Origin of the sequence: Oscillochloris sp. ZM17-4, from assembly GCF_019599295.1 — a bacterium.
GTDB lineage: Bacteria > Chloroflexota > Chloroflexia > Chloroflexales > Chloroflexaceae > Oscillochloris.
Map to the genome: position 1 here is coordinate 280,650 of NZ_JAIEWN010000003.1, position 13,200 is coordinate 293,849.

Sequence of the window (13,200 nt, forward strand, 5' to 3'; positions counted from 1 at the left end):
AACATTCAACATTCAACATTAATTATGAAGCGCGCATCTTTTTGGCCCTGGCTCTGGCTGGCCCTCGGGGCGGCCTACTTTATCATCCCGCTGGCGGCGACGATGCAGTTCTCGCTCCAGGCCAAGCGCGGCACGCTGGGCTTCACGGCCTACGCCAACATCTTCCGCGACGGCAACTTCTTCAGCAGCTTCGCCTTCTCCTTCCAGACGGCCATGGCGACGATCCTGATCAGCGTGCTGCTGATCGTGCCGACGGCCTACTGGGTGCAGCTGCGCCTGCCGCAGGCCCGCCGGCTGATCGAGCTGCTGACCCTGCTGCCCTTTGTGGTGCCGGCGGTGGTGCTGGTCTTCAGCCTGGCCCGCACCTATAACGGCACGCCGCTGACGAATAGCCGCGAGGGCCTGCGCGTGCTGCTGACCGGGGCCTACGTGGTGCTCTCCTTCCCCTACATGTACCGCTCGGTGGACACCGGCCTGCGGGCGATCAACGTGCGCGCGCTGACCGAGGCGGCCCAGATCCTGGGCGCCGGCTGGCCGACCATCCTGCTGCGGGTGATCTTGCCGAACGTGCTGCTCTCGGTGCTCAGCGGGGCATTCATCACTTTCGCGATCGTCATGGGCGAGTTCACGATCGCCTCGCTGCTGGCCCAGCCCGCCTTCGGGCCGTACATCAGCCTGCTGAGCAGCAGCAAGGTCTACGAGCCCTCGGCGCTGGCGGTGGTCAGCTTCGCGCTGACCTGGGCCTCGATCGGGCTGATCCAGTTCCTCAGCCGGGGCACGCCCGGCCAGGGCCAGATGGCCGGGCCTCGCTAGGCGATTGCAGATTGCAGATTGCAGATTGGCGGCGGGTATAACCTATGAGCTTCCTTGAGATCAATGGCGTCCGCAAGACCTTCGGCCAGTCGGTGGCGGTTGAGCACTTTGAGCTGAGGGCCGAGCGCGGCGAGTTCGTCTCCTTCCTCGGGCCGAGCGGCTGCGGCAAGACGACGACGCTGCGCATGGTGGCCGGATTCGAGCGGCCGAGCGCCGGCCACATCCGGATCGACGGCGTCGATATGACCGACACGCCGCCAAATAAGCGCAAGATCGGCATGGTCTTCCAGTCCTACGCGCTCTTCCCAAACATGACGGTGGCCGACAACATCGGCTTCGGGATGCGGGTGGCCGGGCGGCCGCGCGCGGAGATCCGGGCCAGGGTGGATGAGATGCTCGGCCTCATCCACATGCCCGAGTTCGCCCGGCGCTACCCGGCCCAGCTCTCGGGCGGCCAGCAGCAGCGGGTGGCTCTGGCCCGCGCCCTGGCCGCGCAGCCCCAGCTGCTGCTGCTCGACGAGCCACTCTCGGCCCTCGACGCCAAGATCCGGCTCTCGCTGCGCCAGGAGATCCGGGCCATCCAGCGCCAGCTCAACATCACGACGATCTATGTGACCCACGACCAGGAGGAGGCCATGTCGCTCTCCGACCGGATCGTGGTGATGAACCGCGGGCGGATCGAGCAGATCGGCGGCCCCTTCGAGGTCTACAACTTCCCGCAGACCGGCTTCGTGGCCTCGTTCGTGGGCACCCTGAACGTGCTGCCGGCCGAGGTGGTGGACGCGGGCGCCGGGCGGGTGCGGGTGGACGGCCAGGAGATCGCCCTGGGCAAGCCGATCAGCGGCGGCGCGGCCGGGCAGCGCCTGTCGGTGGCCGTGCGCCCGGAGATCATCTCGCCCAACGGCGCCCACGGCCCGCAGGCCAACCAGCTGCGCGGCAGCGTCGAGGATGTGACCTTCCTGGGTGCGATCGTGCGGGTGCGGGTGCGCCTCGGCGCAAGCGCCGTCCACTTCGACGTGTTCAACAACCCGCACCTAGCCCCGCCGGCCCACGGCGATCTGGTGACACTGCGCTTCCCCGCAGAGTCGTGCATGGTGATCACTGAGGCACGGAATCACTGAGGCGCTGAGGATGATGAGTGCCTCAGCTCCTCAGCGCCTCAACTCCTCAGTGCCTCAGTGATTCCGTGCCTCAGTGATTCCGTGCCTCAGTGATGCTGTGGTATCATGGCCGGCTATGGAAGAACTAACGCTTGATATTCACGGGATCGCCCAGGGCGGCGACGGGGTTGGCAGAGTGGACGGCATGGTCGTCTTCGTCACGGGCGCGCTGCCCGGCGAGACGGTGCGCGTCCAGATCAGCGAGCGCCGCCAGAGCTACGCCCGCGGGTCGGTGGTCGAGGTGCTCCACGCCTCGCCCGACCGGGTCGATCCCATCACTGCCGACGACGGCCACGCCGCCTGGCAGCATATCGCCTACCCGGCCCAGCTGCGCCTGAAGGAGCAGATCATCCGCGAGCAGCTGGCCAAGCTGGCCGGCCTGAGCGCGCCGCCGGTCGCGCCGATCATCGCCGCCGCGCAGCCCTGGGGCTACCGCAACACCGCCCACCTGCACGTCGAGGGCGACCGGATCGGCTACCACTACTCCGGCAGCCGCCACGTCTCCGACCTGGAGCACGACCCGCTGCTGCTGCCGGCGCTGAACGAGGCCCTCGCGGGCCTGCGCGAGGTGCTGCCCACCTTTAAGTCGGCCGTCGAGGGGGTGACGCTGCGGGCCAGCGCGGCCTACGGCTACGCGGTGGGCCTGCTCCACGGCCACGACCGCTCCTCCCCGGCCAATCTGGCCGACCTGGCGGCGGCCTGGATCCTGCGCACACCCATCATGGCCGGTGTGGCCGTGGACGCGCCGGGCTACGATCAGCCGGCCCCGGTGGACATCCACGACGAGCTGGGCGGGGTGGCCTTCATCCTCAGCCCGGAGACCTTCTTCCAGGTGAACGCGCCCCAGGCCGAGCGCATGCTCGGCGTGATCCGCGAGCAGCTGGCCCTCCAGCCGGGCGAGCGACTGCTCGACGCCTACAGCGGCGCGGGCGCCTTCGCCATGCCGCTCTCGGCCGGCCTGGAGCGGGTGGTGGCGATCGAGGAGAGCCCCTCGGCGGTGGCCGACGGGGCGCGCAGCCTGCCCTACAACGGCATCGTCAACGTCGAGTTCATCCAGGCCGCCGCCGAGCGCGCCCTGCCCCGCATCGAGGGGCCCTTCGACGCGGCGATCGTTGACCCGCCCCGCCGCGGCTGCCACCCCGCCGTGCTGGAGGAGCTGGCCCGCCTGTCCCCGCAGCGGATCGCCTACATCTCCTGCCACCCCGGCATCCTCGCCCGCGACCTCGGCCCGCTCCTGAACGTCGGCTACCGGCTGGACCTCGTCCAGCCCGTGGATCTCTTCCCGCAGACGCCGCACGTCGAGTGTGTGGTTATCCTGCGGAAATAGCCGATAGCCGATAGCCGATAGCCGATAGCCCGGTCGCAATATCGGCTATCGGCTATCGGCTATCAGCTATCAGAAGCCCGCCGTCATGTCGGCGACCTGGAGGTAGCGATCCTTGATCGCGGCGAGCAGCGCCTCGTCCACCTCGGCGGCGTTGCGGTAGACCTGCTTGTCCAACATGCGCGCCTTCTCGCCGCCCGGCCAGATCCGCCAGGAGTCGTTGTCGATCACGTCGGCGACGATCAGTTCGCCCCCGGCCGGGCGGCCGAACTCGATCTTGAGATCGACCAGGGTCACGTCCTGCCTGGCCCAGGCCCGCGCCAGGGCCGCGCAGACCTCGCGGCCGACGGCGATCATGCGCTGGACATCCTCGGCCGAGGCGATGCCCTGGGACACGATCTCGCCCTCGCTGATCTGCGGGTCGTGGGCGGCGTCGTCCTTGAGGAAGAACTCGACCAGGGGCGGGTCGAAGGGCTGGCCCTCGGCGACGCCGGGGTTGCGGCGCAGGTAGGAGCCGGTGGCCAGGCGGCGCATGACCACCTCCAGGGGCAGCATCGCGCAGCGGCGCACCACGGTCATGTCGTCGGCGGGGGCGCCCACGAAGTGGGTGGCGATGCCCTCGCGCTCCAGGTAGGCCAGCACGTTAGCGGCGGTGCGCCCGGCGATCGCGCCCTTGCCCACGATCTCGCTGCGCCGCGCCCCGTCCCCCGCCGTGATCCCGTCCTTATGAAAGAGCACCACCAGTTCGGGGTCGTCCGGGTGGGCGTAGATACCCTTGGTCTTGCCCTCGGCAAGCTTCGCTCCCAGCTGCATATCCGCCTCCATTATATTCTCGCTCTGATGGGCGCGAGCTGCGCTCGCGCCCATCAGAGCATGATCTCCATCTCGTGCTGCTCATCGGCCACCACAAAGCCGGCCCGGTGGAAGGCCGCCGTCAGCGGGCTCTCGGCCGGCTCATTGACGCTGATCAAGCTGCGCGACCGGGCCTGGAGGCCGCGCAGCAGGGCGTAGGCCCCCTCGGCATCCCGCGCGCCCAGGTCGGCGATGCGCAGGCTCTCGGCGTCGCCGGAGACGAGGGCGTAGGCCAGGGCGGGGTCGGGCAGGGACAGGCCGCGCCGGCCGCCGGCCACCAGGAGGGCCGGCAGGTCGCGCTGCCAGGCGACGGGTGCCGGGTGCAGGGCGGCGAACTGGGAGAGCAGCGCCTCGGGCGGCATCTCGACGAGCGGCAGATCTGCGGGCTGCCAGTCGTCGCCGGGGCGCCAGCTCATGATCAGCAGGCGACGGGTGATCGCCAGGCCGGCGCGCTGGTAGGCCCGGATGGCCCGCTCGTTGCGGGTCAGCACCTCCAGGGTCAGCCTCCGCGCGCCGGATGACCGCGCGCGGGAGACCATCTCGGCGGTGAGGGCGTGGGCGAGGCCGAGGCCACGTTGGGCGGCCACCACGCCGAAGCCGCCGCACCAGGTCCGATCCCCGCGGCGGGCGATCAGCGTGATCCCGGCCGGCTCGCCGTCGGCCAGCAGCACCGGAGATGACCACAGGTCGATCTGCTCGACGCGCACGCGCACCGCCAGGGCCTCGGCCGTGGTGACGCCGGGGTAGTAGTAGCCCTCAAAGGAGCGGGTGAACAGGTCGGCGAGCGCCTCCAGCGAGAGCGCCGCCGCCGAGGTGTATGTTATGTCCATGGTATGCCCCCGTAGGGGCGCAGCAGTAGGATCGGCTCTGGCGCATAGCGCCAGAGCCGATCCTACTGCTACACCCCTACGAGCAATACTCCGGCGGTGGCCGTGACCTCGCCGACGTGGCGGGCCTCGGGGACGGAGGCCAGGGCGGCGGGCACATCCTCGGCGGGCACGATGGCAAGCATGCCCAGGCCCATGTTTAGGGCGTGGAAGGCCTCGCCCTCGGCCACCCCGCCCCGCTCCACCAGGTAGGTGAAGATCGGCGGGATGTCCCAGCTGCCCCGGCGGATCGTGGCCCCCATGCCCTCGGGCAGCGCGCGCGGCAGGTTGTCGAAGAGGCCGCCGCCGGTGATGTGGGCCAGGCCCTTGATCGTCACAGCGGCGCGCAGGGCGTCCACCTCGGCCAGGTAGCTGCGGTGGACGGCCAGCAGGGCCTCGCCGACACTCTGGCCGCCGAGCACCGCCGGCCGGGCGTCGTAGCCCTCGCCCGCCTCGGCGATCCGGCGGGCCAGTGAGTAGCCGTTGGTGTGCAGGCCAGATGAGGGCAGGGCCAGCACCGCGTCGCCGAGGGCGATGTCGGGCCGGGGCAGCAGCTGGGCGCGGCCCACCACGCCGATGATCGTGCCGGCCAGGTCGAAGGCCCCGGCCGCGTACACATCGGGCATCTCGGCCGTCTCCCCGCCGAGCAGGGCGCAGCCCACCGCCCGACAGGCCGCCGCCGCCCCGCCGACCACCGCAGCCACCTGCTCGGGGTCGAGCCGCGCCGAGGCGATGTAGTCGAGGAAGAAGAGCGGGCGCGCGCCCTGGACGAGGATATCGTTCACGCAGTGGTTGACCAGGTCCTGGCCGACGGTGTCGTAGCGGCCGAGCGCGGCGGCGACCAGGGTCTTCGTGCCGACGCCGTCGGTGCTGGCGACCAGGACGGGCTCCTCGATGCCGGCCAGAGCCAGGCCGGCGTCGAAGCAGCCGCCGAAGGCGCCCATGCCGGCCAGGACGGCCGGGCCGTGGGTGGCGCGCACCGAGGCGGCCATGAGGTGCTTGGCCCGGGTGGCCGCCGCGATATCGACGCCGGCGGCGGCATATGTGTCGCTCATAGGGGCTCCTTCTAGGAAGTCTGTCAGGGCGCAGCAGCGCGGCGCTGCTGCGCCCTTACTCCGCGAGCGCGGCGAGCAGCCGCGCGTAGGCCTCGCTCTGCGACTGGAAGACGTGCTGGACCTGGACGGTGGTGATGCTGAAGGCGCCGATCTCGCGCAGGTGGTCGATGGCGGGCAGCAGCTCCTCCTGGGGCACGGCCACATTCACCGCGTACCAGGGCGGCTCGGAGACACCCTCGGCGGCGAACTTGCTCCAGACGGGGGAGATCGTCGGCCCCTGGAGGCCGGCCAGCCCCTGGCGCGCCGTCACCTTGCGGCCGACGGCCTCGACCGAGGTGCCGGGCACGTTGGCGGTGAGCGAGTAGAACAGGCGCCCGCGTCGGCGGGCCTCGATCAGCTCCAGCAGCTGGCGGACGGGGGCCAGCTTGCTCGGGTCGGCCCGCAGGCTGCGCCGCGAGCCGATCATCACCGCCTGCGACTTCAGCATCGATCCGCCGACAATCTTCAGCTTATTCTCGCGGATGGCCGAGCCCGTCTCGGTGATATCGGCGATGATGTCGGCGTAGCCCAGGCCGGGGGCGGCCTCGGTGGCCCCGTGGGACTCGACAAGCTCGAAGACGTTGATCCCGTGGCTGTAGCAGAAGCTGCGCACGGTGTCGATATACTTGGTGGCGATGCGCAGCCGCCGGCCGCGGCCCTGCATCTCCACCGCTAGGTCGGCCAGGTCCTGCCAGGAGCTCACATCCACCCAGCCCTGGGGCACGGCGAAGACCAGCTCGGCCCGCCAGAAGCCCAGGTCGTCGAAGATCACCAGCAGGTTCTCGTCGTCGCCGCGCTGCTCGTGTGCAAGGTCAAAGCCGCTCACGCCGATATCGATGCCGCCCTCGGCCACCTTCTCGACGATATCGGCGGGTCGGTGCAGGAGCACCTCGGTGTCGGGCAGGCCGCGCAGGGTGGCGGTGTACTGGCGCGGGTTGGCCCGCGTCACCCGCAGGCCGCAGCTCTCCAGCAGGGCCAGGGTGGCGTCGTAGCCCGCGCCTTTTGAGGGAATGCCGAATCGTAGCATAGGGTTCAGGGTTCAGGGTTCAGGGTTCAGGGTTCAGGGTTCAGGGTTCAGGGTTCAGGGTTCAGGGTTCAGGGTTCAGGGTTCAAAAATGGCCGCTCTCCGCCTGTCCCCTGTCCCCTGTCCCCTGTCCCCTCGTCAGCCGCCCGCCGGCTTCTCCTGTGTCAGATCGTCCCACCAGGCACGGGTAGCGCGCTCGCCATCGCTGCCGAACCGCTCGACAAAGGACTCGTAGCGCGCGCGGCGCTGGGCGTAGAGGGCGCGGAGCGGAGCCATGTTATCCGTCTCGCGCAGCTCGATGACGGCGGCAGCGAGCCGCTCGGCGGCCAGGTTGAGCGCGCTCACACCGATCGATGCCGACGCAGTGTCACGCGGGTCGCGCCCGATCACCGCGCTCGTCTCGATGCGCAGGGGCTCGCGCCCAAGGGCATCAAGCCGCACCAGATCCGGCCGCAGGGCCATGGCCAGGGATGTCTCCCAGAGGGCGGCGTGGTCGAGCATTGTCTCATCGACCAGGGCCAGGGGCGGGACGGCCAGGGCGAGCAGGCCGTGGCGGGAGATCGCCCGCTCGGCGGCGTCGATCATGGCCAGCTCGTGGGCGTGGCCGTGGTGGCCGCTGACGATGACGGCCACTCGCCAGCCGGCCGCCGCGAGCTGGGCGAAGAGGCCGTCGAGCAGATCGCCGAGCGAGGCTCCGGCGGCGCTGAGCGAGCTGGGGTGGGGCAGGGCGCCGGCCGGCCACCAGGTGGTCGGCAGCAGCACGCCGCCGGTGCGCCGGATGGCCCGGCTCGCCACCGCCTCGGCCACGACCCCGTCCAGGCCGAGGGGCAAATGCGGCCCGTGCCACTCAAGGGCGCCCCAGGGGAGGTAGGCAACCGGCACCTTGTCGCAGATCGCCGCGAGGTCGGCCGGGCGAAGCTCGAAGTAGCGCCCCCACACGGGCGGATCGCCCATCAGATACTCCTGTGATTGCAGATTGCAGATTGCAGATTGTAGATTGGGCTCACCCTACGCTTCATAAGCTCGCATCGACGAATGGCGCTGCAATCTGCAATCTGCAATCTGCAATCTGCAATCTCATCGCAATCACCAATCTGCAATCTCACCGAGGGCGACCCGCCGCTCATCGCGGCTGGCCAGGTCGCGCCAGACGAAACTGGCCTGGGCGCGCTCCTCGGCGCCGACGACGGCCAGGTAGCCGACCCCGCGCCGGGCTGCGTCGCGCAGGTTGGTGGCGAGCGTGCGCCCGCGCACATCGACCGTGGCGATGAAGCCGCGCAGGCGCAGGCGGCGGGCCACATCCAGGGCGTAGGCGTAGTCCTCGTCGGAGACGGGCGCCACCAGGGCGACGCGCTCCTCGGGCGGGGGGGGGGCGGCGGCCACGGCGGCCACGCGCTCCAGGCCGTAGGCGAAGCCCACCGCCGGGACAGGCTGGCGCCCACCGAGGGCGGAGACCAGGTCGTCGTAGCGGCCGCCACCGCAGAGCTGCATCTGGTCGCCGTCGTAGATCTCAAAGATCAGGCCGGTGTAGTAGTGCAGGCCGCGCCCGAGGCAGAGGTCGATCTCGACCCGGCCCTGGTCGACGCCGTGGTCGGCGAGGAGCGCGAGGATGGCCCGCAGCTCGGCGTAGGCCGCCGACTGGAGGCCGCTCTGCGCGATCAGGTCGGCCACGAGCGGGAGCACCTCGGCGGGTGCGCCGCGCAGCTGGCCGAGGCGGGAGAGCAGATCGAGGGCGCGGTCGATCTGGGGCTGCTGGTCGCCCCGGCGCAGCTTGCGCAGCAGGCGGGCCACCACATCCTGCGGGCTGCGCGTGCCGGTGCTCAGGTCGATCCGCATCGCGTCGAGCATGCCGAGCAGCCAGGCCGCCGCCTGGTCGTCGTCGAGGCCGGCGGGCAGCTCAAGCCCGGGCGGCGGGGCCGCGATCGTCTCGCCGAGCCGCGCGCGCACCGCATCCAGGCCATCGACACGCATGCGCTCCATGCTCCAGACGAGCACCCCCTGGGTGCGCTCCTCCAGGCCGAGCCCGACGAGCAGCTCGCGGATCAGGCCGATGTGGCCCACCACCACCCGGTAGCCGCCCACGCCTGCGGCGTCGAGGCCGGCGCAGGCCAGGGCCAGGGCCTCGGCGTCGGCGCGGGGCGCCGGCCCGCCCACCAGCTCCACGCCAACCTGGGTGAACTGGCGGTAGGTGCCGCGCTGCGGCCGCTCGTAGCGGAAGACCGGGCCGCTGTAGGCGATCCGCAGGGGCAGCGGCTGATCCTGCATGTTCGCCACGTAGGCCCGCAGCAGCGAGGCCGTCCACTCGGGGCGCAGGGCCAGCTCACGGCCACCGAAGCTAAACTCGTAGACCTTGCCGACCAGCTCCTCGCCCAGCTTGCGCAGGTAGAGCTCGCGCTGCTCCACGATCGGCAGGTCGATCGGCAGGTAGCCGTGGCCGGCCAGGGTGCGCTCCAGGGCGGCGCGCACATAGGCCGTGGCCCGCTGCTCGTCCGGCAGCACATCGCGCATCCCGCGCACCGCCTCAATCGGGCTGCTCACCCCGTGGCCCTTCCCATGATATAGCCGATAGCCGATATATCGATAGCCGATAGGCCGGCTATTTCCTGCCGCTCAGGTGCCGCCAATTGTACCCGATGCCTTGATCGGCGACAAGGCGACGCAGCGGCCAGCTACTCCGCCGGCTATTGGCCGTCACCATGCGCCTATCGGCTATCGCCTATCGGCTATTGATCAGTGCGCCGCCACCGCGCCCTCGGCGGCGGCCGCGTCCTCGGCGGCCCGGCGGCTGCGCAGGTCGCCGACATTGCCGCGCGGGGCCAGGAAGGTCACAGCCAGGGCCATGATCGCGATCCAGAGGGTCGAGCCGAAGGTGTGCGAGAGGGCGGTGGCCAGGGCCGCCCGCGCGCCGCCCTCCAGGGAGGCCGCGCCGCCGCCGCCGAGCAGGTCGCCCAGGGGCACCGAGTCGGGGGCGATGCCGGAGGCCTGCAGGGCGGCGGTGAGCGAGGTGGCCAGGATGACGCCGAGCACCGCCACGCCGAAGGTGCCGCCGATCGTCCGGCTGAACTGCACGGTGGCCGTGGCCGAGCCCAGATCCGTGCGGGCCACACTGCTCTGCACAGCGATCAGGAAGGAGGGGATGGATGCGCCCATGCCGAAGCCCATCAGGGACAGGGCCACCACCAGCTCCAGCTGGCCCATGTCGGGGCGCACCCGCGAGAGCAGGAAGGTGCCCAGCACAAAGCCGAGCATGCCGGTGATCGCCAGCGAGCGGTAGCTGAAGCGCAGCATGAGCCGGCTGGCCACGATGCTGGTGACCACCCAGCCCAGCAGCATGGGCGTCAGGGTCGAGCCGGCCTGGGTGGCGGTGGTGCCGAGCACGCCCTGCACAAACAGCGGCACGTAGGACATGCTGCCGAAGAGCACCCATCCGGCCAGCACGCCGTGGGCGCAGGCCACGGCGAACATGCGGTCGCGCATGATCAGGCGCACCGGCAGGATGGGCGCGGCCGCCCGCAGCTCCACGACGATCAGGGCCGCCGTGGAGGCCGCCGCCGCCGCCAGCAGGCCCCAGCTCAGCGGCGAGCTCAGGTCGCTCAGGCCGAGCAGCAGCGTCACCACGCCCACGCTCAGCAGCGCCGCGCCGGCGTAGTCGATCGCCGGGCGCTTCGCCTCGCCGCGCTCCGGGTCCTGCCAGGCCGTCCAGACCAGGGCCGCCGCGATCAGGCCCGGCGGGATGTTGATCAGGAAGACCCAGTGCCACGAGATCTGGTCGACCAGAAAGCCGCCGATCAGCGGACCGATCACCGAGCTGACGCCCCAGACCCCCGAGAAGAGGCCCTGCACCTTGGCACGCTGCTCGAAGGTGAAGATATCGCCGACGATGATGAAGGCCAGGGGCAGCAGGCCGCCCGCGCCGAGGCCCTGGAGCGCCCGCGCCGCGATCAGCATCGGCATGCTCATGGCCGCCCCGCAGAGCAGCGAGCCGGCGATGAACAGCGCGATCGCCGCCATGTAGATCGGCCGCCGCCCGTAGATGTCCGAGAGCTTGCCGAAGATCGGCCCCGCCGTCGTCGAGGTGAGCATGTAGATCGCGAAGACCCAGCTGTAGCTGGCCAGGCCGCCCAGCTCGCCCACGATCGTCGGCATCGCCGTGGCGATCACCGTGCTCTCCATCGAGGCCATAAACAGGCTCATCATCACCCCGATGGTGATCAGCACCACGCGCTGACGTGTCACGCCGCTCTCCTTACGTGCGCCGCATAGCGCCACTTATCTGCTTTGTCCAATATTGACCGTCTGAAGAATACCTGAGATCGGCGGCGCAGGCAAGGGGCTAGAGGCGGAGTCCACGGCTGATGCAATGTCGCCGCATGGCGGGGGTTTGGGGGTGGCGAAGCCACCCCCAAAGATTTTTGTTGAGGTTTTGGCGGCTTCGCCGCCAAAACCTCAACAAAAAGTAGGGTCTGGGGCGCAGCCCCAGGATGTTGCAACAGCCCTGAGGCGGAGTCAGGCCGGCGCGAGGATGCCGGCCTTGTTCAGCAGCGCGCGGCACTGCGGGCCTGCGAGGAAGTCGTAGAGCGACTGGACGGCGCGGGGCAGGCCGCGCTCGCGGGCGCGCACCAGGTACCACTCCTGCTGGAGCGGCTGGCCGGCGAGATCGATCGCGCCGAGGCCCTCGCCGCGGCCGGGCACACAGATCTTCGGCACAAAGGCCAGGCCGAGGCCCGAGCGCACGCCCTGCACGATCGCGGTCATGCTGTCGGCCTCCAGGGAGACCCGCAGGTCGGCGGCGGCCACGCCCCGGCGGCGCAGGCTCTCCTCGATCAGCCGGCGCAGGGGCGCGCCGGCGCGCGGCAGCAGCAGGCCGTGCTCGCGCAGCACGCCGGGCGGCACCTGCTCCTGCTTGAGCAGCGGGTGGGCGTTGGGTGCCAGCAGCGACAGGGGCTCGGCGCCGATGGCCTGCGACTCCAGGCCGCGGCGGCGCTGCTGCTCCTCCAGCAGCAGCAGCGAGAGGCGGCGCTCGCCCAGCCCGTCGATCAGGGCGTCGGCCTGAGCTACCTCCAGCTCCACGCTCACGGCGGGGAACTGCTCACGGAAGGCGGCCAGCAGGCGCGGCAGCAGCCGCTCGCCGCTGCTCGGCGTACACCCAACCAGCACCCGCCCCGTCACCTGGCCGCGCAGGGCGATGATGCTCTGTGCGGCCCGCTCGGCGAGGGCCACCAGCTCGCGCGCGCTGCCCAGCAGCTCCTCGCCGGCGTGGGTCGGCACCATGCGCTGGCCGACCCGCCGGAACAGCCGCACGTCGCCGAGCTGCTCCTCCAGTGCGCGGATCTGCTGGCTCACCGCCGGCTGCGACATGTGCAGCCGCTGGGCCGCCGCCGAGTAGCTGCCCTCGTCGACAACGGCCAGGAAGGTTCTGAGGTGGAAGGTGCTCAGCATGTCAAGGTAAAAGGCAAAAGGTAAAAGGTAAAAGTCGCACGTATGATGCGCCAATTCAACATTCAACATTCAACATTCAACATTCATCCTAGCGCCGTAGCGTCGCCCGCTGCATAATCGTCACCGGCTCGACGCCGATCAGCGCGCCGATTCGCTCGATGCCGCCGGTGCCGTAGGCCACCACATAGTAGGGGGTCAGCGACAGGCGCTCGCCGGAGCGCAGCCGCAGCTCAATGCGGTGCTGGGCCCGCCGCAGCACGCGCACGTCCATCCCCACCACCTCGCTCAGCGGGCGGGTCTGCACGGCCCGCCCGTGCAGGCCGTAGCGCGCGATCCGCACCTGGTCGCCGCCCCGGTCGAAGGTGCAGACCACGAACTGCCCGGCGGCGACGGCGACGAAGAGCACCAGCGTGATCAGGCCGGCCAGCCCGAGGGCGGTGCCGCCATCCATCGCCCGCGACCCGGCGGCCAGCTCGGCGACGAGCGTCCCGACGCCGTAGAGCGTCACCCCAATGAATAACCAGGCCAGCAGCGGCAGGTAGCGTATGGTGAGGCGGCTCTCGCCGCCCTGCATCAGATTGATTGTCATAGGGTTCCTGTTGGGGCGCAGCAGCGCCGCGCTGCTGCG

Annotated in this window: 13 protein-coding genes; 3 read left to right on the forward strand and 10 right to left on the reverse strand. The window is 70.5% G+C overall.

Annotated elements, in window-relative coordinates; all coding sequences use genetic code 11:
* The first annotated feature begins 24 nt into the window (after positions 1-24).
* From K2Z83_RS04760 to K2Z83_RS04770, 3 genes are all read left to right on the forward strand, one after another.
* A complete protein-coding gene (locus K2Z83_RS04760) occupies positions 25-813 on the forward strand; it encodes an ABC transporter permease (protein WP_255603291.1) in 789 nt (262 codons plus the stop codon).
* Between the two features lie 44 nt (positions 814-857).
* Positions 858-1,934 carry an ABC transporter ATP-binding protein gene (locus K2Z83_RS04765; protein WP_220594015.1) on the forward strand — a complete coding sequence of 359 codons (1,077 nt, stop codon included), beginning with the start codon at positions 858-860 and terminating at the stop codon, positions 1,932-1,934.
* Between the two features lie 115 nt (positions 1,935-2,049).
* Positions 2,050-3,300: a class I SAM-dependent RNA methyltransferase gene (locus K2Z83_RS04770; protein WP_220594016.1), complete on the forward strand. Its 1,251-nt coding sequence runs from the start codon at positions 2,050-2,052 to the stop codon at positions 3,298-3,300.
* Positions 3,301-3,369: 69 nt separating this feature from the next.
* On the opposite strand, the gene K2Z83_RS04775 is transcribed toward K2Z83_RS04770, so the two are convergent.
* The 10 genes from K2Z83_RS04775 to K2Z83_RS04820 form a co-directional block, all read right to left on the reverse strand.
* The gene (locus K2Z83_RS04775; RefSeq protein WP_220594017.1) at positions 3,370-4,110 is read right to left on the reverse strand and encodes a phosphoribosylaminoimidazolesuccinocarboxamide synthase; all 741 of its coding nucleotides are present in this window, start codon (positions 4,108-4,110) and stop codon (positions 3,370-3,372) included.
* A gap of 53 nt (positions 4,111-4,163) precedes the next feature.
* Positions 4,164-4,979 carry an N-acetyltransferase gene (locus K2Z83_RS04780; RefSeq protein ID WP_220594018.1) on the reverse strand — a complete coding sequence of 272 codons (816 nt, stop codon included), beginning with the start codon at positions 4,977-4,979 and terminating at the stop codon, positions 4,164-4,166.
* Between the two features lie 68 nt (positions 4,980-5,047).
* Positions 5,048-6,070, reverse strand: a complete 1,023-nt coding sequence (gene purM, locus K2Z83_RS04785) for a phosphoribosylformylglycinamidine cyclo-ligase (protein WP_220594019.1) — start codon at positions 6,068-6,070, stop codon at positions 5,048-5,050.
* A gap of 55 nt (positions 6,071-6,125) precedes the next feature.
* Positions 6,126-7,136 (reverse strand): ATP phosphoribosyltransferase, encoded by a 1,011-nt coding sequence (hisG, locus tag K2Z83_RS04790; protein WP_220594020.1) that lies wholly within the window; start codon positions 7,134-7,136, stop codon positions 6,126-6,128.
* Positions 7,137-7,271: 135 nt separating this feature from the next.
* Positions 7,272-8,087, reverse strand: coding sequence for a creatininase family protein (locus tag K2Z83_RS04795; protein ID WP_220594021.1), 816 nt, complete (start codon positions 8,085-8,087; stop codon positions 7,272-7,274).
* Positions 8,087-8,233 carry a hypothetical protein gene (locus K2Z83_RS04800; protein ID WP_220594022.1) on the reverse strand — a complete coding sequence of 49 codons (147 nt, stop codon included), beginning with the start codon at positions 8,231-8,233 and terminating at the stop codon, positions 8,087-8,089. Before K2Z83_RS04800 ends, K2Z83_RS04795 begins: the two co-directional genes overlap by 1 nt.
* A complete protein-coding gene (gene hisZ, locus K2Z83_RS04805) occupies positions 8,220-9,671 on the reverse strand; it encodes an ATP phosphoribosyltransferase regulatory subunit (protein WP_220594023.1) in 1,452 nt (483 codons plus the stop codon). Before hisZ ends, K2Z83_RS04800 begins: the two co-directional genes overlap by 14 nt.
* A 192-nt stretch (positions 9,672-9,863) precedes the next feature.
* A complete protein-coding gene (locus K2Z83_RS04810; protein ID WP_220594024.1) occupies positions 9,864-11,369 on the reverse strand; it encodes an MDR family MFS transporter in 1,506 nt (501 codons plus the stop codon).
* 270 nt (positions 11,370-11,639) lie between these two features.
* Positions 11,640-12,572 (reverse strand): LysR family transcriptional regulator, encoded by a 933-nt coding sequence (locus K2Z83_RS04815; protein ID WP_220594025.1) that lies wholly within the window; start codon positions 12,570-12,572, stop codon positions 11,640-11,642.
* An 88-nt stretch (positions 12,573-12,660) separates the two neighbouring features.
* Positions 12,661-13,200: hypothetical protein (locus K2Z83_RS04820; RefSeq protein WP_220594026.1), on the reverse strand; the 540-nt coding region annotated here is incomplete at its 5' end.